Source organism: Bosea sp. AS-1, from assembly GCF_002220095.1.
Classification (GTDB): domain Bacteria; phylum Pseudomonadota; class Alphaproteobacteria; order Rhizobiales; family Beijerinckiaceae; genus Allobosea.
In genome coordinates, this window is sequence record NZ_CP022372.1 from 2,703,398 (window position 1) to 2,729,654 (window position 26,257).

Below are 26,257 nucleotides of genomic sequence, written 5' to 3' on the forward strand. Positions count from 1 at the left end.
ATGGCCGCCCGGTTTCTTGCGGCGGCGCTGTTCGTAGTGGTTGCTGCCGCCGGTCCCGCAGCCCTGCCGGTGCGGGCCCAGGACCCGACCTACGACTACCGCACCGGTGATCCGGAAATGGGGTCGGCCATCGACGCTGCGCGGGGCAGCCTGGAGCGCTTTCGCGAAGATTTCCGTGGTCAGCGCGGCGAGCACTTCGTCGTGAAGGTGGCGATCCCGATCAAGGGCGTGAACGGGCGCGAGCATATCTGGATGAATCTCGACACGATCGATGGCGACAGCTTCGTTGGCCATCTCGCCAACGACCCGCAGCGCCTGGCCCCGCTGGTGAAAGGCTCGCCCTACCGTGCCGGCAGCGCCATGATCAGCGATTGGGGCTATGTGCGCGACGGGCGCATGTACGGCAACTACACCACGCGCGTCATGCTGAAGCGTATTCCCGCCGAGCAGGCGGAGGGGCTGCGGAAGATCCTGTCGCCGCAGCCTTGACCCTTCCGCATCCGCCCGGAAGGGTGGGCTGCCTCTTCCGGTTCCTTTCATCATCGCAAGCACGCTCTTGCCGCGACGTCGTTGACGAGGCGGTGGCCGGCGGTTCTTCTCCTGGACCGGGGGCGATGATGCGAAAGGAGTGAAACGGATGGGTTCTGTACGGATCAGCCGAAGGGCGGCCGCCGGCACTCTGGCGCTGGCCCTTGCCGCTCCTACCGCCCGTGCGCAGCAGCCGGCCGTGCCGACGATGGTCACCGCGCAGGCCAACAAGGAGCTGGTCCTGTCGTTCTGGCGGAACGTCTTCGACGCCCAGGATTGGACCAAGGCCAAGGACTATCTGTCCGAGGACTATGTGCAGCATAATCCGAACGTTGCCAGCGGCGTGAAGGGTTTCACCGACTATTTCTCCAAGCTCTGGCCGAGTCCGAAACCGCAGGCCAGCGTCGTCGTGACGCCTTTCGTCGCGGCTATCGCCGAGGGCGATCTCGTCCAGCTCGTGATGAAGCGCCCGCGGCCGGAGCCGGGCGATCCCGCCAAGACCTATGACAGCTACTGGTTCGATCTCTTCCGTGTGAAGGATGGCAAGATCGTCGAGCACTGGGATTCGGCGCTTAAGCCCGTGAAGTAGGGGGCCGGCGAGCATGACCAAATACCTGATCTCCTTTCCGAGCGAGGCAATGGTGCTCACGGACGAGCAACTGGCCGCTGCCGATGTCGATTCTCATGCCGTGATCGAGGAGGCCAAGGCGGCCGGCGTCTATGTCTTCGGCGGTGGCATCAATGAACAGGTCGACCCTGCGCTCGTCTTCGCCGATGGTGCGGTGTCCGACCAGACTTACCCGGGCAGCCGCCTCAATGGCGGGTTCACGGTGCTGGAATTGCCGACACGGGAGGAAGCGGTGAAGTGGGCGGCGAGGCTGGCGCGGGCCTGTCGCTGCGCGCAGGAGCTTCGCGAATTCATGTACGATCCGGCCAGTTAGAGCTCAGGCGCTCTCCAGCTCCTCGCCCAGCAGCAACCATTCCTCTTCCGCGGCCGTCAACGCCTCCGCCAGTTCGGCGCGCTGACGGGAGAGCTGCAGCGCCTTGTCCGGATCGCGCGCGAAGGCGCCGTTCGCCAAGGCGTCGTCGACCTTCTCGATCAGCCCTGTCAGCTTGGCGATGCGCGCTTCCGCGAGATTGAGCTTCTGCCGGAGCGGGCCTTGCGCGACGCGTTTGGTCGCCGCTTCCTTGCGCTCGTCAGCCTTGGGCTTGGCGGCAGCCTCCGGCGCCGGCTTGCCGCGCTTCTCGGCCTTGGCGGCGCCGAGCACAAAGGTGCGGTAGTCGTCCATGTCGCCATCGAAGTTCTTCACCGTCCCGCCGCCGACGAGCCAGAGCCGGTCGGCACAGGCCTCGATCAGGAAGCGGTCGTGGCTGACGATGATGACGGCGCCGGGATAGTCGTTGATCGCGGTCACCAGCGCGGCGCGACTGTCGATGTCGAGATGGTTGGTCGGCTCGTCGAGGATCAGCAGATGCGGGCCGTGGAAGGTCGCGAGACCCAGCATCAAACGCGCCTTCTCGCCGCCGGACAGCAGCTTCACCGGCGTGTCCGCCTTCGAAGCCGGGAATCCGATCTGAGCCGCCTTGGAACGGACTTTGGCTTCGGGCGCGTCGGGCATCAGGTCGCGCAGATGGCCGACCGGTGTGTCCTCGATACGGAGTTCGTCGAGCTGATGCTGGGCGAAATAGGCGGTCTCCAGCTTGCTCGACTTCTTCATCTCGCCGGACATGGCATCGAGCCGGCCGCCGATCAGCTTGCAGAAGGTCGACTTGCCGTTGCCGTTCGAGCCGAGGAGCGCGATGCGGTCGTCGGGCGCCAGCGACAGGTTGAGCCGCGACAGCACCTTGCGCTCGCCATAACCGGCGCTGGCATCCTCCAGCACGATCATCGGCGGCGAGAGCTGCTTCTCAGGGCCGGGGAAGACGAAGGGCTGCACGTCGCGGTCGATGATGGTCGCGATCGTCTGCATCTTCTCCAGACGCTTGACGCGCGACTGCGCCTGCCGGGCCTTGGTCGCCTTGGCCTTGAAGCGGTCGACGAAGGACTGCAGGTGCTTGCGTTCCGCGTCCTGTTTTTCCTTGGCGCGGGCGAGCTGCATCTGCTTCTCGGCGCGCTGCTTCTCGAAGGAGGAATAGCCACCGCGATAGAGCGAGAGCTTGCCCTGGTCGAGATGCATGATGTGGTCGACCGAGGTGTCCAGCAGCTCGCGATCGTGGCTGATGACGATCACGGTATGCGGATAGCGCTCAAGATAATCGTAGAGCCAGAGCGTGCCTTCGAGATCGAGATAGTTGGTCGGCTCGTCGAGCAGCAGCAGGTCGGGCTCGGAGAACAGCACGGCCGCGAGCGCCACACGCATGCGCCAGCCGCCCGAGAAATCGGAGCAGGGGCGCTGCTGCGCCTCCTCGTTGAAGCCGAGGCCGTGCAGCACCATCGCGGCGCGGGCCGGGGCGGAATGGGCGCCGATATCGGCGAGCCGCGTGCCGATCTCGGCGATGCGATGCGGATCGGTCGCGGTCTCCGCTTCCGTCATCAGGGCCGTGCGCTCGGTATCGGCGGCCAGGACGACCTCGATCAGCGTTTCCGGCCCGCCGGGCGCTTCCTGCGCGACGCCGCCGATGCGCCGGCCCCTGGGCAGGCTGATATTGCCGCTCTCGGTGCCGAGATCGCCGGTGATGATCTTGAACAGCGTGGTCTTGCCGGTACCGTTGCGACCGACGAAGCCGACGCGCGCGCCGTCGGGGATGGCGGCACCGGTGTGGTCGAGCAGCAGGCGCTCGCCGAGGCGGTAGGTGATGTCGTTGATCGTCAGCATGGCGGCCGATTTAGGGGGAGCTGGCGGAAAAGCCAATGGAAAGCCACCGGGGAGGCGCCATGTCACGGTTTCGTCACGTTCTCGCCTTCGCGCAGCCCGCTGCGGCCCTCACCTAGCGGAACGGAAGTATTCCGTGATTCGTCGAGATCATACCCATGTTCGCCGACCAGCCTTATGCCCATCCGCGCCGTGTATCGGTCTGTGCGTCGCTGCTCGTCTTCGCCTCGGTCATCGCTGCGAGCCTTGCTGCACTTTCGACCTTCGTGCCGCTGTCCTGACGGCCTGATCTTCGCATTTCTTCGGTAAGCCCGAGTCTGTCGGCCCGACCGCCAGGGTCGGGGCGCCACGTTTCCGTGGATGGCAGGCGCGTGGTTTCGTCTGCTTCACACGTTCGGTTTCAACGAAATTTAACGCGATTCTGCTCCGATGACGCAGCGTTTAAGCTGGGCCGGGGGCGGGTACTTGTTCAGTCTCAGGGTTAGACTTCCCCTCGCCATGCTCGCGCTCGCCTGTCTTTCGGCACTCGCCGTGGGGTTGGCCGCCTATCGCACCGTATCGTCCTGGGCCGAGACCACCGCCGCCGAACGTCTGGCCCTTCTCGCCGACAGCTATGCGCAGGTGATCGAGCGGAGCTGGCGACGGCTGCATGCGGAGGTCGCGGTCGAGGCCCGCAGCGCCTATGCCGTCAGCAGGATCGACGAGCTCGGCAAGTGGATGGAGTTCAACCCGCAAAGCTTGCGCGAGGTCACCGACTATTTTCGCGACGACCCGGCAGTCAGCCCGGCAGACCGGCGCGACAGGACCGGGAGCGACCGCAGGACCGTCTATTCCTGGCGCCATGTCCCGATCCACGAGACCTATCTCTCCGTGCTCCGGCAGTTCGGCTATGCCGACATCTATCTCGTCAACCCGAACGGACGTGTCGTCTACAGCGTGACGAAAGGACCGGAATTCGGCCGCCTGCTGAGCGATCCGGAGCTGGCGGGGACCGGGCTTTCGCAGGCGGTGGCAGCGGCGGGCAAGCTGCCTGCGAACGGACAGGCGACCGTGGACTTCGCCCCTTACGACCTGATCGGCGGGCAGCCCCGGGCCTTCATCGCGCAGCAGTTCCGCAACGCCAACGGCGAAGGCGACGTGATGGGCACCTTCGTGGTCGCCGTCGACACGCGCTTCATCGACGAGACCTTGTCGGCATTATCGGCGAGTTCGCCCGGCATCAGGAGCTATGTCCTGGGTCGCGACGGCTTCATGCGCTCCAATCCGGCGGCGCGGCGCGACGCGAGGGCCCCGGAAGGAACGCTCGATCAGCGCCGGCTGGCCGAGGCTGATGGCCGGCTGCTCAAGATGCGCAGCCGCGCCGGGGACATGCTGGTGGCCAAGGGGAGCGAGATGAGGCTCGGCGATACCACCTGGTTGCTGTGGCTGACCGAGCCCGAGGCGAGCGCCTTCGCCGTCGTCGACAGGATCGACAATGCGATCATCGTCGCCGGCCTCAGCGCGCTTGGGCCGATTGCCATTGTCGCCCTGCTGCTCGGCATGTCGGTGGCCCGCCCGATCGGCGGCCTTGCGCTCGCCTTGACCGAGGTGGCGGCCGGTCGCACGGGCATGCGCATTCCGGGTGCGCAGCGACGCGACGAGATCGGCGCCATTGCGGCCTCGGTCCAGCGAATCCGCGAACGCATGCAGGAGGAGGCGGGCATGCGCCTGCAGGAGCGCGAGGAGCACGACCGGGAGAACCGGGCCCAGCGCGAACAGCTCCTGTCCGATCTTGCCGCCGATCTGGAGCGTTCGGTCCTCAGCGCGACCGCCGCGGTTTCGGCCGCTGCCGACGGGCTGAAGATCACCGCGAGTGAGCTCAACGCGGGCGTGAGCGAGACGCGGCGCAGTGCCGGTACGGTCCATGATTCGGCTGCCCGCGCGGTTGCCAGCATCCGGTCGATCGGGACAGCGGCAGAAGGTCTGTGTGTCGTCATCGATCAGCTCGACGGCGACATGCAGTCATCCGATCATTCCGCCCGCTCCGCCAAGGACTACGCCGACCGGATGGGGGCTGTGGTCGATTCGCTGGCCGCCGGCGCCTCGCGCGTCTCCGATGTGGTCGGGCTGATCTCGGAGATCGCGGCCCAGACCAATCTGCTCGCCCTCAACGCCACGATCGAGGCGGCGCGTGCCGGTGAGGCGGGCAGGGGATTCGCCGTCGTCGCCTCGGAGGTGAAGGGGCTTTCCGGCCAGACCGCCCGCGCCACCGACGACATTGCGCGGCAGATCGCGGCAATGAACGAGGCGACGTCCGCGACCGTCGAAGCCATCGCCGGGATTCGGGAGATGATCGGCGGCCTCAGTGAAGCCGTTCGCCGCTCGGCCGAGACGATGCGCCACCAGCATGGCGTGACCCACGAGATCGTCGGGGATGTCGGCACCGCCACCGGTGAGTTCACCCGCATCGGCGATGCGACGAGCCTCGTCTCCGCCGCCTCGGCCCAGACGGCGGACGCTGCAGCCGCCGTCGAGCGCGCCTCTGCCGACCTGTCGGAGCTGGCCTACAGGCTCAATGCGCGGGTCGGCGAGTTCATCGTCCAGGTCCGGGCGGCGTAGTCGCGCGAGGTCGTTGCTCTCGAAAATCGGATTCCCCTTTTCGATCCGATGCTCTAACGCTGCGATATGACCCGCACCGCCTTCTATACCGGCTCCTTCGACCCCGTGACCAACGGCCATGCCGATGTCATCGCCGCCGCCGCCGGCCTGTGTGACCGGCTGGTGCTGGCGATCGGCGTGCATCCGGGCAAGACGCCGATGTTCTCGGCCGAGGAGCGCGCGGCGCTGTTGAAGGAGGTCGCTGCCCCGCTGCTGGCTCCCCATGGCACGGCTCTGGAGGTCGTCACCTTCGACGATCTGGCGGTCGATGCGGCGAAGCGCGCCGGGGCCGGCATCATCGTGCGCGGCCTGCGCGATGGCAGCGATCTCGACTACGAGATGCAGATGGCGGGCATGAACGCGACCATGGCCCCCCAGGTGCAGACGGTCTTTCTGCCGGCTTCCCCACCGGTGAGGCATATCACCGCGACGCTGGTGCGGCAGATCGCGGCAATGGGCGGGGACGTCTCGGCCTTCGTGCCGCCGCCCGTGCTCAAGGCGCTGAAGGTGCGCTTCGCACGCCGTTGAGGCTTTTGCCGCGAACGGCACACAACTTCGCCATGTTCCGCCGCTTTCTGCTCATTTTGGTTTGCATTTTGCCGAGAGCGATGGTGTCTCTGAGCTAAAGCGACTCGTTGCGTAGTTTCCCGGCGCGATCCCTCGCGCGCTGCCCTCCGACAGGTTTTCCGATGCGCCTTTCCCGCTATTTCCTGCCCCTTCTGCGCGATACGCCCAAGGAGGCGGAGATCGTCTCGCACCGGCTGATGCTGCGTGCCGGCATGATCCGCCAGGAATCAGCCGGCATCTATGCCTGGCTGCCGCTGGGGCTGCGGGTGCTCAACAAGATCAGCAATATCGTCCGCGAGGAGCAGAACCGCGCCGGTGCCATCGAGATCCTGATGCCGACGATCCAGTCGGCCGATCTCTGGCGCGAGAGCGGGCGTTACGACGCCTATGGCAAGGAGATGCTGCGCATCAAGGACCGGCACGACCGCGAGATGCTCTACGGCCCGACCAACGAGGAGATGGTCACCGAGATCGTCCGCGCCTACGTCAAGTCCTACAAGGACCTGCCGCTCAACCTCTATCACATCCAGTGGAAGTTCCGCGACGAGGTGCGTCCGCGCTTCGGTGTGATGCGCGGGCGCGAATTCCTGATGAAGGACGCCTATTCCTTCGATCTCGACAAGGACGCGGCGCGCCACGCCTACAACCGCATGTTCACGGCCTATCTGCGCACCTTCGCGCGGCTCGGCGTGAAGGCGATCCCGATGAAGGCCGATACCGGTCCGATCGGCGGCGATCTCTCGCACGAATTCATCGTGCTCGCCTCGACCGGCGAGAGCGAGGTCTTCTGCCACAGCGACTACCTGAATTTCGAGACCCCGGCCGCCGACACCGATTTCGACAGTGTCGCCGGCCTGCAGGGCGTCTTCGACAAGTGGACGAGCCTCTACGCCGCGACCGAGGAAATGCACGACAAGGCCGCCTTCGAGGCGGTTCCCGAAGACAAGCGCGTTTCGGCACGCGGCATCGAGGTCGGCCACATCTTCTATTTCGGCACGAAATATTCCGAGCCGATGGGCGCGAGCGTAACCGGGCCCGACGGCCAGCAGGTCCTGCTGCATGGCGGCTCCTATGGCATCGGTCCGAGCCGTCTCGTCGCCGCGCTGATCGAGGCTAGCCATGACGATGCCGGCATCGTCTGGCCGGAGGAGATCGCGCCCTTCGACATCGCTGTCATCAACCTGAAGGCCGGCGACGCCGCGACCGACGGAGCGGCCGAACGCATCTACAAGGACCTGCTCGCCAAGGGCTACGACGCCCTGCTCGACGATACCGACGACCGTCCGGGCGCCAAATTCGCCACCGCCGACCTGATCGGCGTGCCCTGGCAGATCATTGTCGGCCCGAAGGGGCTGGCCGAGGGCAAGGTCGAGATCAAGCGCCGCGCCGGTGGCGAGCGCGAGACGGTCTCGCTCGAGGCCGCGCTCGACCGCTTCAAGGGCAGGGCGGCGTGACGGGATACCGAGCATGAGCGCTGTCGCCGAAGGCTCGGATATTCCGACCGGTACGAAGCCTTTCGCCGGCTTCGAGTGGCTGCTCGCCGGGCGCTATCTCCGGACGCGTCGGCGCGAGGGCTTTGTCTCGGTCATCGCCGGCTTCTCCTTCCTCGGCATCATGCTCGGCGTCGCGACGCTGATCATCGTGATGTCGGTGATGAATGGCTTCCGCATCGAGCTGCTGAGCAAGATCGTCGGCGTGAACGGCCATATCTTCGCCACGCCGATCGACCGGCCGCTCGACGATTTCGACAGCGTCGCCGAACGCTTGCGCAAGATCCAGGGCATCAAGCTCGCCATTCCGCTGGTCGAGGGGCAGGCGCTGGCCTCCTCGCAGACCGGTAATAGCGGTGTGCTCGTGCGCGGCGTGCGCGAGGCCGACATCAAGTCGATCCCCTTCATCGGCGGCAACATCAAATCCGGTACGCTCGAAGGCTTCGACGGCACGCCCGGCGTCGTCATCGGCATTCGCCTCGCCAATGCGCTCGGCGTCCAGGTCGGCGACACGATCACGCTGGTGACGCCGCAAGGCGCCTCGACCCCGTTCGGGACAGCGCCGCGCATCAAGGCCTATCCGGTCAAGGCGATCTTCCAGATCGGCATGACCGAGTTCGACGGCACCTTCGTCTACATGCCGCTGGCCGAGAGCCAAGCCTATTTCAACCGCGACGGCGACGTGAACGTCATCGAGATCTTCGTCGACAATCCGGACAACACGCAAAGGGTCCGCGACGCCATCGAGGCCGATGCGCCGCGCCCGCTCGTCCTCTCCGACTGGCGCCAGCGCAACCGCAGCTTCTTCAACGCGCTCGAGGTCGAGCGGAACGTCATGTTCATCATCCTGACGCTGATCGTGCTGGTGGCGGCGCTCAACATCGTCTCGGGCCTGATCATGCTGGTGAAGGACAAGACCGAGGACATCGCGATCATGCGAACCATGGGGGCGACCAGCGGCACGGTGCTGCGCGTCTTCCTCATCACGGGTGCCACGATCGGCGTGGTCGGCACGCTCGCCGGTTTCATCCTCGGTGTGCTGTTTTCCCATTACATCAAGTCGATCATGGCCGCGTTGAACTGGATCACCGGCGCCAATCTCTGGGATCCGACCGTGCGCTTCCTCAGTGACATCCCCTCCGTCCTCGACTGGCGCGATGTGGCGAGCGTCGTGCTGATGGCGCTGGTGCTGTCGCTGCTGGCGACGCTCTATCCGGCCTGGAAGGCTGCCCGGCTCGACCCGGTCAAAGCGCTGAGGATGGGGTGAGCATGGCACAGGAGACGCCGACGCTCTTCCTTTCGCAGGTCGAGCGCTTCTATCCGCAGGCCGATGCGCCGCTCGAAGTGTTGCGCAAGGCCGATTTTGCGCTCTGGCCGGGCGAGGTCGTCGCGCTCGTGGCGCCCAGCGGCACCGGCAAGTCGACGCTGCTGCACGTGGCCGGCCTGCTCGAGAAGCCTGATGCCGGCGAGGTCTTCGTCGGCGGGCTTGCCACGACCAAGCTCGACGACAAGGGGCGCACGCGGCTGCGCCGCACCGAGATCGGCTTCGTCTACCAGTTCCACCATCTGCTGCCGGAGTTCACGGCGCTGGAGAACGTCGTGTTGCCGCAGCGCATCCGCGGACTCGACCGGGACGTGGCGGAAGAGCGGGCGACGGAGCTCCTGAGCTTCCTCGGCCTCGGCCAGCGGCTCGACCACCTGCCGGGCGAACTTTCGGGCGGCGAGCAGCAACGCGTCGCCATCGGCCGCGCCGTCGCCAACGGCCCGCGGCTGCTGCTGGCGGACGAGCCGACCGGCAATCTCGACCCGCATACCTCCCAGCATGTCTTCGGCACGCTGATCGCGCTTGCCCGTGCTTCCGGGCTCGCCGCGCTGATCGCGACGCATAATCTCGATCTCGCCCGGCAGATGGACCGCCAGGTCACGATCCGCGAAGGGCTGGTCGTACCGCTCGGCTGAGCGGACCGGCTTCTGCCAGGAGAGCGCCGTCATCCCGGTCATGATCCGGGCTCACCGTTGGAGCGCATCCGGCAAGGGGGCGGCGCATGGCTTCGGACGCTGCTTCGCTGCGTCCGAAGGACACGCCTCGCAAGCGCAGCAGTTCCAGCGGCCGGGGGCTTGCCGATTTAGATTCTGTTAAGCGTTTCCGTCATGCGCAGGGGGAGGATGGCGTATCGTCATTGACGAGAACAAATCATGAACTAAAATCAAACCTATCGAGAACGACGGAGGTTCGTCATGACTGCAGCGCGTAAATTCGCCGCCGGCCTGGCCGAGATCGCCTCGCTGGGCGTGTTCCTCGGCATGATCTGGCTCTGGGCAGCTCTTCTCTCCGGCCCGCATGTCTGATCCTGGCAGGAGTCATCCACAGATTGGCCGTGCCTGCGGGATCGGCCTCGACGTGGGCACGGCCACGGCGTCATAAGCGATAGAGGCGGATCGACGAGTCGCGGCGCCGCGACAGGAGAGGGATATGGGGCGGGAAGCAGGCGAGGCGCGCATCCTGTCGGAGATCGGCTTCGTCCATCTCCATGTCCATTCGAGCTATTCGCTGCTCGAAGGCGCGATGACCGTTTCGACTCTCGCCAAGATGGCCGCTGCCGATGGCCAGCCGGCCCTGGCATTGACCGACAGCGACAACCTTTTTGGTGCGCTTGAGTTTTCTGAGAAGCTGTCTGGCGGCGGCTTGCAGCCCATCGCTGGCGTGCAGCTTTCCGTGGATTTCGCTGATGAGGGTGACGGTGGCCGCAGGCCGGCCCAGCCGCAGCGCCTGCCGCACATCGTCCTGCTCGCCATGGACGAGGCCGGCTACGGCAATCTGATGAAGCTCGTCAGCGAGGCTGCGCTGGCGACCGGGGGCTCCGGCCAACCGGTAACGACGGTCGAGCGCCTGGCGGCTTATCACGCCAGCCTCATTGCGCTGACCGGGGGCAGCGACGGGCCGATCGACACGGCATTGCGCAACGGCCAGCTTCCGGTCGCGGCGGCACGCCTCGCCACGCTTGCCGGCATCTATGGCGACCGACTCTATGTCGAGATCCAGCGTCATGGCCGCGACAACGAGGCGGCGCTGGAGGCGCATCTCCTGCGCCTCGCCTATGATTCCGACCTGCCGATCGTCGCGACCAACGAACCCTTCTTCGCCAAGCCCGCCGATTTCGACGCGCATGACGCGCTGCTGGCGGTCGCCGAAGGTCGGCTCGTCTCGGACGGCGAACGCAGGCGGGTGACGCCCGAGCATTATTTCGCCTCTCGCGCCGAGATGCAGAAGCGCTTCGCCGATCTGCCGGAGGCGCTGGCAAACACGGTCGAGATCGCGATGCGCTGCCATTGGCGCGTCTCCACGCGCAAGCCGATCCTGCCGCGCTTCGGCGAGGAGGGACGCGACGAGGCCGAGGAGCTGGAGGTTCAGGCCCGTGCCGGTCTCGCCGCACGACTCGACAAGCACGGCCCGGCCGAGGGCTTCACCGTCGAGGACTACGAGAAGCGGCTCGATTTCGAGCTTTCGATCATCACCCGGATGAAGTTCCCGGGCTACTTCCTGATCGTCTCGGACTTCATCAAATGGGCCAAGGCGCACGACATTCCGGTCGGCCCCGGCCGTGGTTCGGGCGCAGGTTCGCTCGTTGCCTATGCGCTCACCATCACCGACGTCGATCCGCTGCGCTTCGGCCTGCTCTTCGAGCGCTTCCTCAATCCCGACCGCGTGTCGATGCCGGACTTCGATATCGACTTCTGCCAGAACCGGCGTGAAGAGGTGATCGAGTACGTCAAGCACCATTACGGGCAGGAGCGCGTTGCCCAGATCATCACCTTCGGTACGCTGCTCGCGCGCGGCGTGCTGCGCGATGTCGGCCGCGTGCTGGAAATGCCCTATGGCCAGGTCGACAAGCTGACCAAGCTGGTGCCGCAGAACCCGGCCAAGCCGATCTCGCTGAAGGACGCGATCGAGGGCGAACCGAAGCTGCAATCGGCCGCCGCAGAGGAGCCGATCGTCGCGCGCCTTCTCGAAATTGGCCAGAAGCTGGAAGGGCTTCACCGCCATGCTTCAACCCACGCCGCAGGCGTGGTGATCGGAGACCGGCCGCTGGAACAGCTCGTCGCGCTCTCGGTCGATCCGCGCACCGGCATGCGCGTCACCCAGTTCAACATGAAATGGGTCGAGCAGGCCGGGCTGGTGAAGTTCGACTTCCTCGGCCTGAAGACGCTGACCACGCTGACCACGGCGGTGAAGCTCATCGCCCAACGCGATATCCATATCGACTTGGCGCAGCTCCCCTTCGACGACCCGCCAACCTACGCCATGCTGGCCCGCGGCGAGACGGTCGGCGTGTTCCAGGTGGAATCGGTCGGCATGCGCAAGGCGCTGGTCGAGATGAAGGCCGACCGCATCGAGGACCTGATCGCGCTGGTGGCGCTCTACCGGCCGGGCCCGATGGACAACATCCCGACCTATTGCCGCCGCAAGCTCGGTCTGGAGGATCCGACCTATCTCCATCCCGGCATGGAGCCCTATCTGCGCGAGACCCACGGCATCATCGTCTATCAGGAACAGGTGATGCAGGTGGCGCAGGCACTCTCGGGCTATTCGCTCGGCGAGGCCGACCTGCTGCGCCGCGCGATGGGCAAGAAGATCAAGGCGGAGATGGATGCCCAGCGCGACCGCTTCGTGAAGGGCGCGATCGAGAACAAGATCAAGAAGGAGACCGCCTCCGAGATCTTCGACCTGCTCGCCAAGTTCGCCGATTACGGCTTCAACAAGAGCCATGCGGCGGCCTATGCCGTCGTCGCCTTCCAGACCGCCTATCTCAAGGCGAATTATCCGGTCGAGTTCCTGGCGGCGTCGATGACGCTCGACATGGGCAATACCGACAAGCTCTCGGAATTCCGCCGCGATGCCGAACGCCTCGGCATCAAGGTCGAGCGGCCGGCCATCAACCATTCCGGCGTCGAGTTCGATGTGGCCGACGGCAAGATCTTCTACGCGCTCGGCGCCATCAAGGGCGTCGGCCGGGCGGCGGTGGAATCGGTGGTGACGGCGCGGGCGGAAGGCGGCCCTTTCCGCAGCCTCGCCGACCTCGCCCGCCGCATCGACACCAAACTGGTCAATCGCCGCACGCTCGAGGCCTTGATCGCGGCGGGTGCTCTCGACGAGCTGGAAGAGGATCGCGCCCGCGCCATGGCAGCGATCGATGGCATGCTGGCGCTCTCCAACCGCACGCGGGACGAGGCGGCCGCCGGCCAGTTCGATCTCCTCGGCGGAGGGCTGGTCCAGGAAGCCTTCCGCATCCCGCAGGTCGAGCCCTGGGCGCCAGCGGAGAAGCTCAAGCGCGAGCACGAAGCCGTCGGCTTCTTCCTCTCGGGCCATCCGCTCGACGATTACGAGCATGTGCTCAAGCGCCTGCGCGTGCAGCGCTATGCCGATTTCTCCCAGACCGTGCGCGCCAACGGCACTGGCGTCGGCAAGGTGGCGGTCTCGGTCATCGACAAGTCGGAGCGGCGCACCAAATCCGGCTCGAAGATGGGCATCGTCAACCTGTCCGATCCGAGCGGCCAGTTCGAGGCGGTACTGTTCTCGGAAGGGCTGATGCGCTACCGCGACCTGCTCGAGCCGGGCAGGGCACTGGTGCTGCGCCTCTCGGCCGTGCTCGACGGCGAAGAGGTGCGGCCACGCATCGAGGATGTCGAGGTGCTCGACGACCTCGCCTCGCGGCAGAAGCAGGACCTCCTGATCTATTTGCGCGACGACAAGGCGGTGGCCTCGATCGCCGAGCGCATTCGGCCGCGCGGCGAGGCCTCGCGTTCGGACGGCAAGGTTTCGATCGTGATGATTCTCGACGACGGGGCGCAGGAGGTCGAGATCGAGCTGCCGGGGAAATATCCGGTCAGTCAGCAGGTCGCCAATGCGGTGCGCGCCGCGCCGGGCGTGGTTTCGGTCGAGCTGCGCTGACGGAGCGGTCCGGCACTCTCGGATTGTTGAGTGTCGCGCGCATCCGGGCTCTTGCCGTCGCCGCGGGGCTGACGCAGGCTGGGCCGGTCTGGCGTCGCATCGGCTTTTCGGGGCGCATATCGCGCCGCGGCCGATGCTTGGGAGGCGGCCGTGGCGGAAGCTTTCGGAATCGACCGACGCAGTTTGATCGCGGGAGCGGCAGCGTTGGGCGCCGCTGCAACCGCACGGGGCGCAAGGGCGCAGGAGATACCGGTGATCGATGAGCGGACCGTTCTGATCGTCGTCGATGTCCAGAACGATTTCTGCCCCGGCGGCAGTCTCGCGGTTCCCGGCGGCGACGAGGTCGTGCCGATCATCAACACGCTGACGAAGCGCTTCAGCCATGTGGTGATGACGCAGGACTGGCACCCCGCCGGGCATTCTTCCTTCGCCTCGAGCCATCCCGGCAAACGCCCCTTCGAGATGGTCGCGATGCCTTACGGTCAGCAGGTGCTCTGGCCGGAGCATTGCGTGCAGGGCAGCAAGGGGGCGGAGTTCCGGGCGGATCTCGACATCGTCCCGGCGCAGGCGGTCATCCGCAAAGGCTACCGCAAGGAGATCGACAGTTATTCCGGCTTCGTCGAGGCCGACCGCACGACGCCGACCGGCTTGACCGGCTATCTGCGCGAACGCGGCATCCTGCGCGTGGTCATCGCCGGGCTAGCCACCGATTTCTGCGTCAACTGGACCGCGCAGGATGCGGCGCGGGCGGGTTTCGACACCTATGTCGTCGAGGACGCCTGCCGCGCCATCGACCTCGAAGGCTCTTTGGGCAGGGCTTGGGCCGAGATGGCCGAGAACGACGTCAGCCGCATCAAGACGACCGACCTGCCGGGCTGAAGGAACCGTCTTGTCTCGCGCCGAGCGGCTGCTCGATCTCGTCCAGCTCCTGCGCCGCCATCGGCGGCCGGTGTCCGGGCGCAAGCTGGCCGACGAGCTCGGCGTCAGCATCCGCACGCTCTATCGCGATATCGTCACGCTGCAGGGGCAGGGCGCGCCGATCGAGGGCGAGCCGGGCCTCGGTTATGTGCTGAAGCCCGGTTTCATGCTGCCGCCGCTGATGTTCGGCGAGGACGAGATCGAGGCGCTGTTGCTCGGCTCGCGCTGGGTCGCAGACCGGGCGGATGGGCCGCTCGCGCTCGCCGCGCGCGATGCCATGGCCAAGATCGTCGCGATGCTGCCGCCCGATCTCGGGCGTCGGGTCGAGGATGCGGTGCTGATCCTCGGGCCGGGCCGCATGATCGAGGCCGGCGAGGCGGTCGATCTTTCCATAGTCCGCCGCACCATCCGCTCGGAACGCCGGGCGCAGATCGCCTATGGCGACGGGCAGGGGCGGGCGAGCGAGCGAACCGTCTGGCCGCTGGCGCTGTCCTTCTTCGACCATGTCCGTGTGCTCGTCGCCTGGTGTGAGCTCAGGCAGGATTTCCGGCATTTCCGCGCCGACAGGATCAGCCGCTTCACGCCGCTGGAGGAGCGCTATCCGCAGCGGCGCGCGGCACTGCTCAAGGCCTGGCGCGAGAAGGAAGGCATTCCACTGCCGCAATGACAGACACTGCCGGAAATTGGCAGCATCTGATTCTAGCATTCCTGCCTGTCGAGACCCAATGGACCGCAGGAGCCCACCATGTTCGATGCTCACTTCATTCTGCTTCATGTCGAGAGTCCGGCCGCGAGCGCGCGCTTCTACGCCGATCTCCTCGGGCAGGAGCCGCTGGAGCAATCGCCGACCTTCGCGATGTTCGCCCTGCCTTCAGGGGCACGCCTCGGCCTCTGGTCGCGTCACACCGTCGAGCCGGCCGCCACGGCTCAGGGTGGGGCGGCTGAAATCGCGACGATTGCGCCGTCGGCGCAGGCGGTTGACGCGACCTGTGCCGATTGGAGCGGGCGTGGCATCATGATCCTGCAGCCGCCGACCGATCTCGATTTCGGGCGCACCTTCACGGCCTGCGATCCCGACGGTCATCGCCTGCGGGTGTTCTGGCCGTTTCCGGAAGAGAAGTAAGCAGCGGCTTCAGGCCGCCGCCTCGACGATATGCGCCTGGACGCGGTCGCGCCCCAGCCGCTTGGCGCGGTAGAGCGCTTCGTCGGCCTGCGCCAGCAACTGGTCGATGTCGCGCCCGCGCAGATCGACTTCCGCGACACCGATGCTGAGCGTCGGTGCCGGGGTCGACACGGCGAGCCCGGCCGAGGTGCTGCGGAAGGCGATCTGGATGCGCTCTGCCACGTGGACTGCTTCCTGGATGCCGAGGCCCGGGAGGACGATCGCGAATTCGTCGCCGCCTTGCCGGGCCAGGATGTCGCTGCCGCGCAGCTGCCCGCGTACGGTGTCGGCGAACAGGCGCAGAACCTCGTCGCCGGCGGCATGGCCCAGCGAGTCATTGAGCATCTTGAAGTGGTCGACGTCGACGAGGAGGATCGCAGCCCGCTGTTCGGGATGCTGGCTGCGAACCTGCCGGGCGAGCCACTGCTCCAGCCCGGAGCGGTTCATGGCGCCTGTCAGCGGATCGCGCTGGGCCAGTGTCGCCAGCGCCTGGTTGCTGCGTTCGGCAGCGAGCAGAAGCAACGCCTGGCCGCGCAGGATGATGAAGGCGACGCCCGTCCCCGCCAGCCAGCCGACCGGGCCGGCATTCGGGGGGAACAGTTCCGTCCCGACCTGATCGAAGGCTGCCAGCAGGCTGCGGCCGCCATAGATCACGACCGTAGGCGCGAACAGCATGGCCACCAGCCAGGCCGAGCGCAGCCGTTCCAGCCGTGCGATTCGGATGGCTTCGCGTACGATCGCCGCATCGCAGAGCGCCATGGCGGTCGAGAAGATCATGACGCGCTTCGAGTAGCCCTGCTCGCCCGGGAAGGCCGAGAGCAGGATCCAGATTGCGAGCAGAATGGCGCCGAAGCCCAGCCAGTTGATCTCCCGCTTGGCGAAATGGCGGATGCCGAGCAGCAGCAGGAGGCAACCGGCGAGCAGCGTGGTGTTCGCAAGTTGGATCGAGACAAGGTCCGGGATTTCGCCGCGGAAGGCGGTCCCGATCAAGCCGATGCCGATGCACAGGCTGCTCGCCCCCCACCAGACCGGGCTGCGGCTATAGCGGCCGGTCGCGAAGGTCGCGAACTGCATCACGCCGATGATGAAGCAGGTGAGCGCGCCGGTGACGAAGATCGTGCGCAGGTCGAGAATCATGCCGGCTTCACTCCGATCCTCCGATCAGGGACACAGGCCGTTCCGACCGGGGTGTCTGTGCACCGTTCAGCAACGAGGGTTGCCGGCGTGAACCGGGCAAGATAACCACGACGGCCGGGGGGAAGGAACGCATGTCCGTCATGCATTTGTCTTGAAACTTTAAAGGATATCTCAAGATGATCTCGAAAAAGTCATTGATGGCCGTCGCCGCGGCCGCGCTGCTCTCCTCCGTTGCTCCGTCTTTTGCCCAGACGCAGGCCGATCAGCTCAAGGTTGCCTATCAGGCTGCGCGCAATCAGCTTGGCATTCTCGGCTATTGCGTCGACAAGGGCTATACGGATGGCGCGGCCGTCGACGTGCAGAAGAAGCTGATCGCGCTGATCCCGGCCCCGGCCGACCTCAGCGGTGGCGACACCGCCGAAGCCGCTGGCCGCAAGGGCAAGATTTCGGCGATGGGCATGGAGCAGGACATCGAGGCCATCGCCAAGGCCCAGAACGGCACCCCGGCCGCGTATTGCAAGCAGATCGGCGATCTCGTGAAGCAGATGGGCGCCAAGCTGCCGCAGTAAGGCTTGGCGAGAGCCGATTTTCGTCTCCCATGATCCCGCGCGAGCCGTCGCGCGGGATTTTTCGTCGGCCGCCACGGTTTCTCCCGCCGGCCGGCTTGCATTGCGGCGCCATCCCTTGTAAGGCGCACGCCATTCCACATGGAGCGTATCGCCTCTTTCTCATGAGGCGTTCCGGTGACGTGGCAGCTCATGCCTGTTCATTCGCGCTCCAGAGGCTCAACCGGAAGGACTAGAACACCATGGCTCTGCCTGATCTCTCCATGCGCCAGCTCCTCGAGGCCGGTGCCCATTTCGGCCACCAGGCGCATCGCTGGAACCCGAAGATGTCGCCCTACATCTTCGGCACCCGCAACAACATCCACATCCTCGACCTGTCGCAGTCGGTGCCGATGCTGCATCGCGCCCTGCAGGCGGTCTCGGACACCGTCGCCCGCGGCGGCCGCGTGCTCTTCGTCGGCACCAAGCGCCAGGCGCAGGATGCCATCGCCGATGCCGCCAAGCGTTCGGCCCAGTACTACGTCAACTCCCGCTGGCTCGGCGGCATGCTGACCAACTGGAAGACCATCTCGGCTTCGATCCAGCGCCTGCGCAAGGTCGAGGAGCTGCTCAACGGCGGCGGCTCCGGCCTGACCAAGAAGGAGCGCCTGATGCTGTCGCGTGAGCGCGACAAGCTCGAGAAGGCTCTGGGCGGCATCAAGGACATGGGCGGCACGCCGGACATGATCTTCGTGATCGACACCAACAAGGAGCAGCTCGCGATCAAGGAGGCCCAGCGCCTCGGCATCCCGGTCGCTGCGATCGTCGATTCGAACTCGGATCCGGACGGCATCACCTTCCCGGTCCCGGCCAATGACGACGCCGGCCGCGCCATCCAGCTCTACTGCGACCTGATCGCGCGCTCGGCCATCGACGGCATCGGCCGCGCGTCGGGCGACCAGGGCATCGACGTCGGCGCCGCCGAGGCGCCGGTCGTGGAAGAGGTTCTGGAGCCGGTTGCGGCCGAAGGCCAGGTCTTCGAGACGCTGACCGCCCCGCGCGGCGCGCCGGATGATCTGACCAAGCTTTCGGGCATGGGCCCCGACGCGGTCCAGAAGCTGAACGACGGCGGCATCTACCACTTCTGGCAGATCGCTGCGATGTCGCCGGCCGAGGTGACCAAGATCGACCACGACCTCAAGCTCGGTGGCAAGATCGAGCGCGAGGGCTGGGTCGCCCAGGCGCGCGAGTTCGCCGACGCCTGATGCAGGCTCTGTGATGGCGGCGCGTCATAGGCGCGTCGCAATCAGCCTCTCGATTTGACGCCGACCAGCGCCGACGGCCGGAAACGGAGCGTCGGCGTTTCCCCATAAGGCGTCCGCACATTCCGCTCCGCGGCCGGTCACCGGACCTGAGCCGCAACGACAGCAAGGATTTGAGACCATGGCAGCGATCACCGCCGCACTCGTGAAGGAACTCCGCGACAAGACCGGCGCGGGCATGATGGACTGCAAGGCTGCGCTCTCCGCCAATGACGGCAACCTCGAGGCCGCCATCGACTGGCTGCGCGCCAAGGGCCTCGCCAAGGCCGCCAAGAAGGCCGGCCGCGTCGCCGCCGAGGGCCTGGTCGCCGTCGCCGTGCAGGGCAACGAGGGCGTGGTCGTCGAGGTCAACTCCGAGACCGATTTCGTTGCGCGCAACCCCGAGTTCCAGGCGCTCGCCAAGACCGTTGCCGACGTGGCGCTGGAGCGTGGCGGCGATGTCGAGGCGCTGCTCGGCCACCACTATCCGGGTGGCGGCACCGTGCAGGAGGCCATTGCCAACGCCATCGCCACCATTGGCGAGAACATGACGCTGCGCCGCGTTTCCTCGCTCAAGGTCTCCTCGGGCGTGATCGGTTCCTATGTCCATGGCGCGATCGCCGATGGCCTCGGCAAGATCGGCGTCATCGTCGCGCTGGAGTCGACCGGCAAGGGCGACGAGCTCGCCACGCTCGGCCGCCAGCTCGCCATGCATGTCGCCGCGACCAACCCGGTCGCGCTCGACCTCGCCTCGGTCGCTCCCGAGGTGCTGGAGCGTGAGAAGGCGATCCTGGCCGAAAAGAACGCCGGCAAACCCGCCCATGTCCTCGAGAAGATCACCGAGAGCGGCCTGAAGAGCTACGCCAAGGAAAACTGCCTGCTGGAGCAGGCCTATATCCATGACGGCTCCAAGTCGGTCTCGCAGGTCCTGAAGGAGATCGAGGGCAAGGTCGGCGCTCCCGTGAAGCTCACCGGCTTCGCCCGCTACGCGCTCGGCGAGGGCATCGAGAAGGAAGAGCAGGATTTCGCGGCCGAGGTTGCTGCCGCCGGCGGCACCACCGGCTGATCGGCTGGTCACGGCAAAGATGGGCTGACAAGCCCATGACGAGATGACAGAAAGGCCGCGCATCGCGCGGCCTTTCTTGTAGGAAGAAGAGCCGGCGATTCCCGGCGGCAGCCACAATGACGGAGAGACCATCGATGAGACCCAAACGCGTTCTCGTGAAGCTCTCCGGCGAAGCCCTGGCCGGGCCGCAAGGCTCGGGCCTCGACGGCGGTACGCTGGTGGCGCTTGCGGCCGACATTGCTCACGCGTCCCGCGAAGGCGTCGAGGTCGGCATCGTCGTCGGCGGCGGAAACTTTTTCCGCGGCGTGCAGGGTCTGAACAAGGGGCTCGACCGCACCACCGCCGATTCGATCGGCATGCTCGGCACGGTGATGAACGCGCTCGCGCTGGAGCATGCGATCGAGGCGGCCGGTGCGCCGGCGCGCGCCATGTCGGCGGTGCCGATGCCTTCGCTCTGCGAGAGCTATGCCCGCAAGCGCGCGCTCGACCATCTCAGCAACGGCAAGGTCGTCATCCTCGGCGGCGGCACCGGCAATCCCTATTTCACCACCGATACGGGCGCAGCGCTTCGCGCGGCCGAACTCGACTGCAGCCATCTTCTCAAGGCGACGCAGGTCGACGGCGTCTATACCGCCGATCCCAAGAAGGATCCGACCGCAACCCGCTACGACACGCTCACCCACGAGGAAGCGATCCGGCGTGACCTCAAGGTGATGGACACCGCCGCCTTCGCGCTGGCGCGCGACGCGATGCTGACCATCGTGGTCTTCTCGATTGCCGAGAAGGGCGCGCTCGCGGCCGTGCTGCGCGGCGAGGGCCGGGCGACCTATGTGACGCCCTGAGGCGTTCGCTTCAGTAGCTCCGCCACAAGCCGGGCGTCGCCAGTTCGAGCAGATGCCCGTCCGGGTCGCGGAAATACAGGCTCGTGCTGCCGCGCTCCCACTGCATGCGCCCTTCCACGATGATGCCGAGCTGATCGAGCTTCACCTCCCAGGCCGGCAGCTCGTCCGTGTCGATTGCGAAAGCGATGTGCAGCGGTCCGCTGCCATCATGCGGCGGGATGCTGCCGCCGGCCGAGGATTGCGTCAGCAGCGACTTCCCGCGCAGGAACAGCAGCAGCACGTTCTGCCCACCGACATCGTAGGCGAACAGCGTCGCGGTCTTCAGCAACGGCGCCAGGCCGAGCTTGGTCTCATAGAAAGCGGAGGCGCGTTCGAGATCGTCGACGTAGAGCGCGGTCTCGATGATGCGGTTCAGGCGAGGCAAGCTCTTTCTCCCATGGTTTGTGCAAACCGGAACTGGCTCGCGGCGGAGCGAGGCGGTAATGTGGAGATGGGTGTCCGGGAGGGGGCTTCCAACCGTCTTTCCCGCCGCCCGGCCATGATGTGCCGGTTCAGACTGCTTTCCCCTTGCCCACAGGCGGGGAAAATGCTGTTCGGACAGGTAGTTCTTGACCCTGTGCGGTCCCGCCGCCATGGTCGCGCCGATTTTTGATGTTCCGTAAGGTCTTGATTGAAATGGCCCAGACGACGTTCGACCTCGCTGACCTCAAGCGCCGCATGGCTGGCGCCGTGCAGTCCTTCAAGGGCGATCTCGCTTCGCTGCGTTCCGGTCGCGCTTCCGCCAACATGCTGGACCCCATCACGGTCGAAGCTTACGGCGCCCGCACGCCGCTGAGCCAGCTCGCCACGGTTTCCGTGCCGGAGCCGCGCCTGCTCAGCGTCCAGGTCTGGGACCGCTCGATGGTTCAGGCCGTCGACAAGGCCGTCCGCGAATCCGACCTCGGCCTCAACCCGCAGACCGAAGGCCAGGTGCTGCGCATCCGTATTCCGGAGTTGAACGAGCAGCGCCGCAAGGAGATGGTCAAGGTCGCTCACAAATACGCTGAAGAGTCCAAGGTCGCCGTGCGCCATGTCCGTCGCGATGGCATCGATGTCGTCAAGAAGCTCGAGAAGGACGGCGACATGACCAAGGACGACGCCGCTCGCAATTCCGACCTGGTCCAGAAGGCCACCGACCAGCACATCGCCGAGATCGATCAGGCGCTGGCCGCCAAGGAAAAGGAAATCCTGCACGTCTGACGAACCCGCCCCGCGGGGCGGTGCGCTTTCCCTTTCCGGCCCAGCGAGGCTCATCCGAATGTCATCTGGCCAGGGCGTACCAACCCCGACCCATGTCGCCATCATCATGGATGGCAACGGCCGCTGGGCGCAGATGCGCGGCCTGCCGCGCCAGGAAGGGCATCGGCGCGGCCTGGAAGCGCTACGGCGCACGGTGCGCAATGCCAGCGATCTCGGTATCGCGGTACTGACGCTCTACAGCTTCTCGACCGAGAACTGGCGCCGGCCCCATGCCGAGGTCAGCTTCCTGATGGGGCTGCTCAAGCATTTCGTCGAGAAGGACCTGACCGAGCTTGCCGGCGCCAATGTGCAGGTGCGCGTCATCGGCAGCAGGCAGGATCTGGCGCCGGACCTGCGCCGCCTCGTCGAGCATGCCGAGGCGCGTACACGCGGTAATACCGGCCTCATCCTGGCGATCGCCTTCAACTACGGCTCGCGCGACGAGATCGTCCGCGCGGCGCGCCAGCTGGCCGCTGACGCCGCGGCTGGGCGCATCGACCCGTCGGCCATCGATGAGACTGCGCTCGCCGCGCGGCTCGATACCCATGACCTGCCCGACCCGGAGCTGGTGATCCGCACCTCCGGCGAGACGCGCATCTCCAATTTTCTGCTCTGGCAGGCGGCCTATGCCGAATTCGTCTTCACGCCGGTGATGTGGCCCGATTTCGATCGCGCTGCCTTCGAGGATGCGCTGGCGCAATACCGGCAGCGTGAGCGCCGCTTCGGCGGGCTCTCGGCGCCGTCAGACCGCAGCGTGGGCGTCGCGTGAATGAGCCGCGCCCCGCGGCGGCCCCTCAAGGTGCCGGCGAGCTGCAGCGACGGGTCGTCTCGGCGCTCATTCTCGCTGCCGTCATTCTCGCCCTGACCTTGTGGGGCGGCTGGCCGTTCCGGCTGGCCTGGGTGCTGGTCGCCGGCATCGTCGCCTATGAATGGCTCTCCATCGTCAGCCGGGCCAATGCCGTCGCGGCCGGGGCCGGTGTCGCCGCGGCCGGGCTCGTTCTCGCCGTCTTGCCGCTCTCTGCTGCCGCCGTGGCGGGCGTGACGGCCGCTGCGGCGTTGATCGGCGCGCTGGCAGCGCCCTTCGTCCGGGCCCGCCTGCCGCTCGAACTCTGCGGCGTGGCCTATGCGCTGGCCTTCGCCATGATCACGCCGGCCTTGCGCGACTGGCCTGCGGTCGGCCTTGCCTTGATCCTGTGGAGCTTCGCCGTCGTCTGGCTGACCGACATCGCTGCCTATTTCACCGGCCGAAAGCTCGGCGGACCGAAGCTGATGCCGCGAGTCAGCCCCAAGAAGACCTGGTCCGGGGCCACCGGCGGCACACTCGCGGGAACGGTCGCGGGCACACTGATCTGGAGCTGGGCGACGACCGGCGCATTCGGTTTGAACGGCCGCGTTCTCGTCGCTTCACTCATCGCCTCCATCGTGAGCCAGGCAGGCGATCTCTATGAATCCGCATTGAAGCGTCGCTTCGACACCAAGGATTCGAGCGGGCTCATTCCGGGCCATGGCGGATTCCTCGACCGGCTCGACGGCTATTGGGCCGTGCTGGTCCTGTCGGGGCTTGCCCTCTTCGCCTTCCATATCGAATTCTGATCAGATGCCGCTTCGCACCGTCACGCTTCTGGGAGCAACAGGCTCCGTCGGCCGTTCGGTTCGCGACGTCGTTGCCGAGAACCCGCAGCGGCTGGCGATCGGCACGGTCGTCGGCGGGCGCGACGCCGAAGGGCTTGCCCGCGTTGCGATCGAGACGGGCGCGCGTTTCGCTGCCCTGGCCGACGAGACAGCCACCGCGGCGCTGAAGCAGGCGCTGGCCGGCACGGGGATCGCAAGCGGGGCAGGGCGCTCGGCCGTGCTCGAAGCCGTTGGCCGTCCTGCCGACATCGTCGTCAGCGCGATCTCCGGCGCCGCGGGGCTGGAGGCGACCTTCGCCGCGCTGATGCCGGGCCGGACCATTGCGCTTGCCAACAAGGAAAGCCTCGTCTGCGCCGGAGAGGCCGTGATGGCGCGCGCTGCGGCCGTCGGAGCCCGGATGCTACCGCTCGATTCCGAGCACAACGCCCTGTTCCAGGTGCTGGGCCAGGAGCCGCTCGATTCGATCCGGAGCATGACGCTTACTGCCTCCGGCGGTCCGTTCCGCACCTGGAGCGCTGAGCAGATCGCCGAGGCCGGCCCCGAACAGGCGCTGAAGCATCCGAACTATGCGATGGGCGCCAAGATCACCGTCGATTCCGCCGGGTTGATGAACAAGGGACTCGAGGTGATCGAGGCCCGCTTCCTCTTCGACCTGCGGCCGGAGCAGCTCGATGTGCTGGTGCACCCGCAGCAGGTCGTGCACGGCCTCGTCACCTTCCGGGACGGCTCTGTCAGCGCCGGCATGGCAGTGCCTGACATGCGGGTCGCGGCTGCGCACTGCCTGGGCATCGACGGCCGCCTCGACGCTCCGCCGACCCGTTTCCTCGATCTCGCCGCCGGCGCCCCCCTGAGCTTCGAGCGACCCGACCTGCAGCGCTTCCCCGCGCTGGGGCTTGCGCTCGCGGCCCTGGCGGAGGGCGGGGCGAAGCCCGCCATCCTCAATGCCGCGAACGAGGTGGCGGTCGCGGCTTTTCTTGCCGGGCGGATCCGGTTCCCGGGCATTGCCGCGCTGGTGGCCGAAGTCTGTGCGCAGGAGACGGGCCTCAGCCACGCCCCGCGCGACGTCGCTGACGCGCTCGCCATTGACCATGATGCGCGACGACGGGCCGCCTCGCTCTTGTCGCAAGGCTCGTTCACTGTCACCTAACTGGGGAGGATCGGGAGAGTTCGATGGAAATTTTGGGGTCGATCGGCAGCGCGGGGCATTTCGTGCTGGGCTATCTGGTGCCTTTCCTGTTCGTGTTGACCCTGGTTGTCTTCATTCACGAGCTCGGCCACTTCCTGGTCGGCCGCTGGTGCGGCGTCGACGTGAAGACCTTTTCCATCGGCTTCGGTCGCGAGATCTTCGGCTTCAACGACAAGCACGGCACGCGTTGGCGCTTTGCGCTGATCCCGCTGGGCGGCTACGTCAAGTTCTCGGGCGATGCCGACGCCGCCAGTGCCCCTGACGACGAGGCGGTGAACCGGATGACGCCGCAGGAGCGCGAGCGCTCCTTCCCGGCGCAGTCGATCGGCGAGCGCGCCGCGATCGTGGCGGCCGGCCCGATGGCCAATTTCCTGCTCGCGATCCTGATCTTCGCCGGCTCGGCCTTCATCTTCGGCAAGCATGTCCTGACGCCGCGCGTCGACGAGATCGTGGCCGGCAGCGCTGCCGAGCGCGCGGGCCTGAAGCCGGGCGATCTGGTGATCTCCATCGACGGGCAGCCGATCCACAGCTTCTCCGACATGCAGCGTATCGTTTCGACCCAGCCCGACGAGACCCTTACGGTGATCGTCACGCGTGGAGGCAGCACGGTCACGCTGCCGGTGACGCCAGCCCTCGTCGAAATGGACTCTCCGCTCGGCAAGCAGCGCATCGGCGTGATCGGCGTCAAGGCGTCGCCGCGGCCAGAGGATTGGACGGTGCAACGCTTCGGCGCGGTCGACTCCCTCAAGCAGGGCGTCACCGAAAGCTGGTTCATCGTCACGCAGACCTATGACTACATCGCCAAGCTGGTGCGAGGGCGCGCCTCGACCGACCAGCTCTCGGGTCCGATTCGGATCGCGCAGGTCTCGGGGGCGGTGGCCCAGAACGCGGGCCTGCTCGGTCTCGTCAACCTGGCCGCCATCCTGTCTGTCTCGATCGGGCTGATGAACCTTCTGCCGGTGCCGATGCTCGATGGCGGGCATCTGCTGTTCTACCTCTACGAGGCGGTCCGCGGCCGCCCCTTGAGCCCCCGTGCTCAGGAGATCGGTTTTCGGCTCGGCCTGGCGCTCGTCCTGATGCTGATGCTGTTCGTGACCTGGAACGATCTCGTCCACGTCAAGGGCTTGCTCTGAGGGCCTCGCCACGTCGCTTTGCGGCGGAATCGCGGCGGCCCGCGTGGCGCCCCGGCAACGAGGTCTTTAAAA

25 protein-coding genes are annotated in these 26,257 nt (G+C 66.5%); 22 read left to right on the forward strand and 3 right to left on the reverse strand.

Features of this window, described 5'->3' with window-relative positions:
- The 3 genes from CE453_RS14660 (at position 1) to CE453_RS14670 (ending at position 1,469) form a co-directional block, all read left to right on the forward strand.
- A complete protein-coding gene (locus tag CE453_RS14660) occupies positions 1-489 on the forward strand; it encodes a YegJ family protein (protein WP_089175258.1) in 489 nt (162 codons plus the stop codon).
- A 148-nt stretch (positions 490-637) separates the two neighbouring features.
- Entirely contained in the window at positions 638-1,117 is a 480-nt protein-coding gene (locus tag CE453_RS14665; RefSeq protein ID WP_089175259.1) for a nuclear transport factor 2 family protein, read from the forward strand.
- Between the two features lie 13 nt (positions 1,118-1,130).
- Entirely contained in the window at positions 1,131-1,469 is a 339-nt protein-coding gene (locus CE453_RS14670) for a YciI family protein (RefSeq protein ID WP_089175260.1), read from the forward strand.
- 3 nt (positions 1,470-1,472) lie between these two features.
- Here the strand turns inward: CE453_RS14670 and CE453_RS14675 are convergent, their stop codons facing one another.
- Positions 1,473-3,344 (reverse strand): ABC-F family ATP-binding cassette domain-containing protein, encoded by a 1,872-nt coding sequence (locus CE453_RS14675; RefSeq protein WP_089175261.1) that lies wholly within the window; start codon positions 3,342-3,344, stop codon positions 1,473-1,475.
- Positions 3,345-3,499: 155 nt separating this feature from the next.
- Between CE453_RS14675 and CE453_RS29465 the strand changes: the two genes are divergently transcribed.
- From CE453_RS29465 to CE453_RS14720, 10 genes are all read left to right on the forward strand, one after another.
- Complete coding sequence (locus CE453_RS29465; protein WP_282568782.1) at positions 3,500-3,622, forward strand: hypothetical protein; 123 nt, start codon at positions 3,500-3,502, stop codon at positions 3,620-3,622.
- A gap of 148 nt (positions 3,623-3,770) precedes the next feature.
- Complete coding sequence (locus CE453_RS14680) at positions 3,771-5,939, forward strand: methyl-accepting chemotaxis protein (RefSeq protein WP_089175262.1); 2,169 nt, start codon at positions 3,771-3,773, stop codon at positions 5,937-5,939.
- Between the two features lie 66 nt (positions 5,940-6,005).
- Entirely contained in the window at positions 6,006-6,506 is a 501-nt protein-coding gene (coaD, locus tag CE453_RS14685; RefSeq protein ID WP_089175263.1) for a pantetheine-phosphate adenylyltransferase, read from the forward strand.
- Between the two features lie 161 nt (positions 6,507-6,667).
- Complete coding sequence (gene proS, locus CE453_RS14690) at positions 6,668-7,999, forward strand: proline--tRNA ligase (protein WP_089175264.1); 1,332 nt, start codon at positions 6,668-6,670, stop codon at positions 7,997-7,999.
- 13 nt (positions 8,000-8,012) lie between these two features.
- Positions 8,013-9,302 carry a lipoprotein-releasing ABC transporter permease subunit gene (locus CE453_RS14695; RefSeq protein ID WP_089175265.1) on the forward strand — a complete coding sequence of 430 codons (1,290 nt, stop codon included), beginning with the start codon at positions 8,013-8,015 and terminating at the stop codon, positions 9,300-9,302.
- A gap of 2 nt (positions 9,303-9,304) precedes the next feature.
- Positions 9,305-9,994: an ABC transporter ATP-binding protein gene (locus CE453_RS14700; RefSeq protein WP_089175266.1), complete on the forward strand. Its 690-nt coding sequence runs from the start codon at positions 9,305-9,307 to the stop codon at positions 9,992-9,994.
- Between the two features lie 514 nt (positions 9,995-10,508).
- On the forward strand, positions 10,509-13,985 hold the full coding sequence (gene dnaE / locus CE453_RS14705) for a DNA polymerase III subunit alpha (RefSeq protein ID WP_089175267.1): 3,477 nt from the start codon (positions 10,509-10,511) through the stop codon (positions 13,983-13,985).
- A gap of 168 nt (positions 13,986-14,153) precedes the next feature.
- Entirely contained in the window at positions 14,154-14,864 is a 711-nt protein-coding gene (gene pncA, locus CE453_RS14710; protein WP_089177907.1) for a bifunctional nicotinamidase/pyrazinamidase, read from the forward strand.
- 10 nt (positions 14,865-14,874) lie between these two features.
- Positions 14,875-15,570 (forward strand): helix-turn-helix transcriptional regulator, encoded by a 696-nt coding sequence (locus CE453_RS14715; RefSeq protein WP_089175268.1) that lies wholly within the window; start codon positions 14,875-14,877, stop codon positions 15,568-15,570.
- 78 nt (positions 15,571-15,648) lie between these two features.
- Positions 15,649-16,026, forward strand: a complete 378-nt coding sequence (locus CE453_RS14720; protein ID WP_089175269.1) for a VOC family protein — start codon at positions 15,649-15,651, stop codon at positions 16,024-16,026.
- A gap of 9 nt (positions 16,027-16,035) precedes the next feature.
- On the opposite strand, the gene CE453_RS14725 is transcribed toward CE453_RS14720, so the two are convergent.
- On the reverse strand, positions 16,036-17,202 hold the full coding sequence (locus CE453_RS14725) for a GGDEF domain-containing protein (RefSeq protein ID WP_089175270.1): 1,167 nt from the start codon (positions 17,200-17,202) through the stop codon (positions 16,036-16,038).
- A gap of 176 nt (positions 17,203-17,378) precedes the next feature.
- On the opposite strand from CE453_RS14725, the gene CE453_RS14730 reads away from it, so the two are divergent.
- The 4 genes from CE453_RS14730 (at position 17,379) to pyrH (ending at position 20,956) form a co-directional block, all read left to right on the forward strand.
- A complete protein-coding gene (locus CE453_RS14730; protein WP_089175271.1) occupies positions 17,379-17,771 on the forward strand; it encodes a pore-forming ESAT-6 family protein in 393 nt (130 codons plus the stop codon).
- A gap of 239 nt (positions 17,772-18,010) precedes the next feature.
- On the forward strand, positions 18,011-19,012 hold the full coding sequence (locus tag CE453_RS14735; protein ID WP_089175272.1) for a 30S ribosomal protein S2: 1,002 nt from the start codon (positions 18,011-18,013) through the stop codon (positions 19,010-19,012).
- A 178-nt stretch (positions 19,013-19,190) separates the two neighbouring features.
- Positions 19,191-20,114, forward strand: coding sequence for a translation elongation factor Ts (gene tsf / locus CE453_RS14740; RefSeq protein WP_089175273.1), 924 nt, complete (start codon positions 19,191-19,193; stop codon positions 20,112-20,114).
- A gap of 134 nt (positions 20,115-20,248) precedes the next feature.
- Positions 20,249-20,956: a UMP kinase gene (gene pyrH, locus CE453_RS14745; protein WP_248308076.1), complete on the forward strand. Its 708-nt coding sequence runs from the start codon at positions 20,249-20,251 to the stop codon at positions 20,954-20,956.
- Positions 20,957-20,966: 10 nt separating this feature from the next.
- Here the strand turns inward: pyrH and CE453_RS14750 are convergent, their stop codons facing one another.
- Positions 20,967-21,380, reverse strand: a complete 414-nt coding sequence (locus tag CE453_RS14750; protein WP_089175275.1) for a VOC family protein — start codon at positions 21,378-21,380, stop codon at positions 20,967-20,969.
- A 251-nt stretch (positions 21,381-21,631) separates the two neighbouring features.
- Here CE453_RS14750 and frr point away from each other — a divergent pair, with 251 nt between their 5' ends.
- Genes frr through rseP form a run of 5 tightly spaced genes read left to right on the forward strand, consistent with a single transcriptional unit; the run spans position 21,632 to position 26,185 of the window.
- Positions 21,632-22,195 (forward strand): ribosome recycling factor, encoded by a 564-nt coding sequence (frr, locus tag CE453_RS14755; protein WP_089175276.1) that lies wholly within the window; start codon positions 21,632-21,634, stop codon positions 22,193-22,195.
- Between the two features lie 58 nt (positions 22,196-22,253).
- Positions 22,254-23,003: an isoprenyl transferase gene (locus CE453_RS14760; protein ID WP_089175277.1), complete on the forward strand. Its 750-nt coding sequence runs from the start codon at positions 22,254-22,256 to the stop codon at positions 23,001-23,003.
- On the forward strand, positions 23,000-23,827 hold the full coding sequence (locus CE453_RS14765) for a phosphatidate cytidylyltransferase (protein ID WP_089175278.1): 828 nt from the start codon (positions 23,000-23,002) through the stop codon (positions 23,825-23,827). Before CE453_RS14760 ends, CE453_RS14765 begins: the two co-directional genes overlap by 4 nt.
- 4 nt (positions 23,828-23,831) lie before the next feature.
- Positions 23,832-25,013, forward strand: coding sequence for a 1-deoxy-D-xylulose-5-phosphate reductoisomerase (gene dxr / locus CE453_RS14770; RefSeq protein WP_089175279.1), 1,182 nt, complete (start codon positions 23,832-23,834; stop codon positions 25,011-25,013).
- A gap of 23 nt (positions 25,014-25,036) precedes the next feature.
- Entirely contained in the window at positions 25,037-26,185 is a 1,149-nt protein-coding gene (gene rseP / locus CE453_RS14775; protein WP_089175280.1) for an RIP metalloprotease RseP, read from the forward strand.
- The last annotated feature ends 72 nt before the right edge of the window (positions 26,186-26,257 follow it).

Bases quoted from the DNA above. Each gene is read 5' to 3' on its own strand.
- CE453_RS14660 (WP_089175258.1), top strand. From the start codon at position 1: ATGGCCGCCCGGTTTCTTGCGGCGGCGCTGTTCGTAGTGGTTGCTGCC.
- CE453_RS14665 (WP_089175259.1), top strand. From the start codon at position 638: ATGGGTTCTGTACGGATCAGCCGAAGGGCGGCCGCCGGCACTCTGGCG.
- CE453_RS14670 (WP_089175260.1), top strand. From the start codon at position 1,131: ATGACCAAATACCTGATCTCCTTTCCGAGCGAGGCAATGGTGCTCACG.
- CE453_RS14675 (WP_089175261.1), bottom strand. From the start codon at position 3,344: ATGCTGACGATCAACGACATCACCTACCGCCTCGGCGAGCGCCTGCTG.
- CE453_RS29465 (WP_282568782.1), top strand. From the start codon at position 3,500: ATGTTCGCCGACCAGCCTTATGCCCATCCGCGCCGTGTATCGGTCTGT.
- CE453_RS14680 (WP_089175262.1), top strand. From the start codon at position 3,771: ATGACGCAGCGTTTAAGCTGGGCCGGGGGCGGGTACTTGTTCAGTCTC.
- coaD (WP_089175263.1), top strand. From the start codon at position 6,006: ATGACCCGCACCGCCTTCTATACCGGCTCCTTCGACCCCGTGACCAAC.
- proS (WP_089175264.1), top strand. From the start codon at position 6,668: ATGCGCCTTTCCCGCTATTTCCTGCCCCTTCTGCGCGATACGCCCAAG.
- CE453_RS14695 (WP_089175265.1), top strand. From the start codon at position 8,013: ATGAGCGCTGTCGCCGAAGGCTCGGATATTCCGACCGGTACGAAGCCT.
- CE453_RS14700 (WP_089175266.1), top strand. From the start codon at position 9,305: ATGGCACAGGAGACGCCGACGCTCTTCCTTTCGCAGGTCGAGCGCTTC.
- dnaE (WP_089175267.1), top strand. From the start codon at position 10,509: ATGGGGCGGGAAGCAGGCGAGGCGCGCATCCTGTCGGAGATCGGCTTC.
- CE453_RS14720 (WP_089175269.1), top strand. From the start codon at position 15,649: ATGTTCGATGCTCACTTCATTCTGCTTCATGTCGAGAGTCCGGCCGCG.
- CE453_RS14725 (WP_089175270.1), bottom strand. From the start codon at position 17,202: ATGATTCTCGACCTGCGCACGATCTTCGTCACCGGCGCGCTCACCTGC.
- CE453_RS14730 (WP_089175271.1), top strand. From the start codon at position 17,379: ATGATCTCGAAAAAGTCATTGATGGCCGTCGCCGCGGCCGCGCTGCTC.
- CE453_RS14735 (WP_089175272.1), top strand. From the start codon at position 18,011: ATGGCTCTGCCTGATCTCTCCATGCGCCAGCTCCTCGAGGCCGGTGCC.
- tsf (WP_089175273.1), top strand. From the start codon at position 19,191: ATGGCAGCGATCACCGCCGCACTCGTGAAGGAACTCCGCGACAAGACC.
- pyrH (WP_248308076.1), top strand. From the start codon at position 20,249: ATGAGACCCAAACGCGTTCTCGTGAAGCTCTCCGGCGAAGCCCTGGCC.
- frr (WP_089175276.1), top strand. From the start codon at position 21,632: ATGGCCCAGACGACGTTCGACCTCGCTGACCTCAAGCGCCGCATGGCT.
- CE453_RS14760 (WP_089175277.1), top strand. From the start codon at position 22,254: ATGTCATCTGGCCAGGGCGTACCAACCCCGACCCATGTCGCCATCATC.
- dxr (WP_089175279.1), top strand. From the start codon at position 23,832: ATGCCGCTTCGCACCGTCACGCTTCTGGGAGCAACAGGCTCCGTCGGC.
- rseP (WP_089175280.1), top strand. From the start codon at position 25,037: ATGGAAATTTTGGGGTCGATCGGCAGCGCGGGGCATTTCGTGCTGGGC.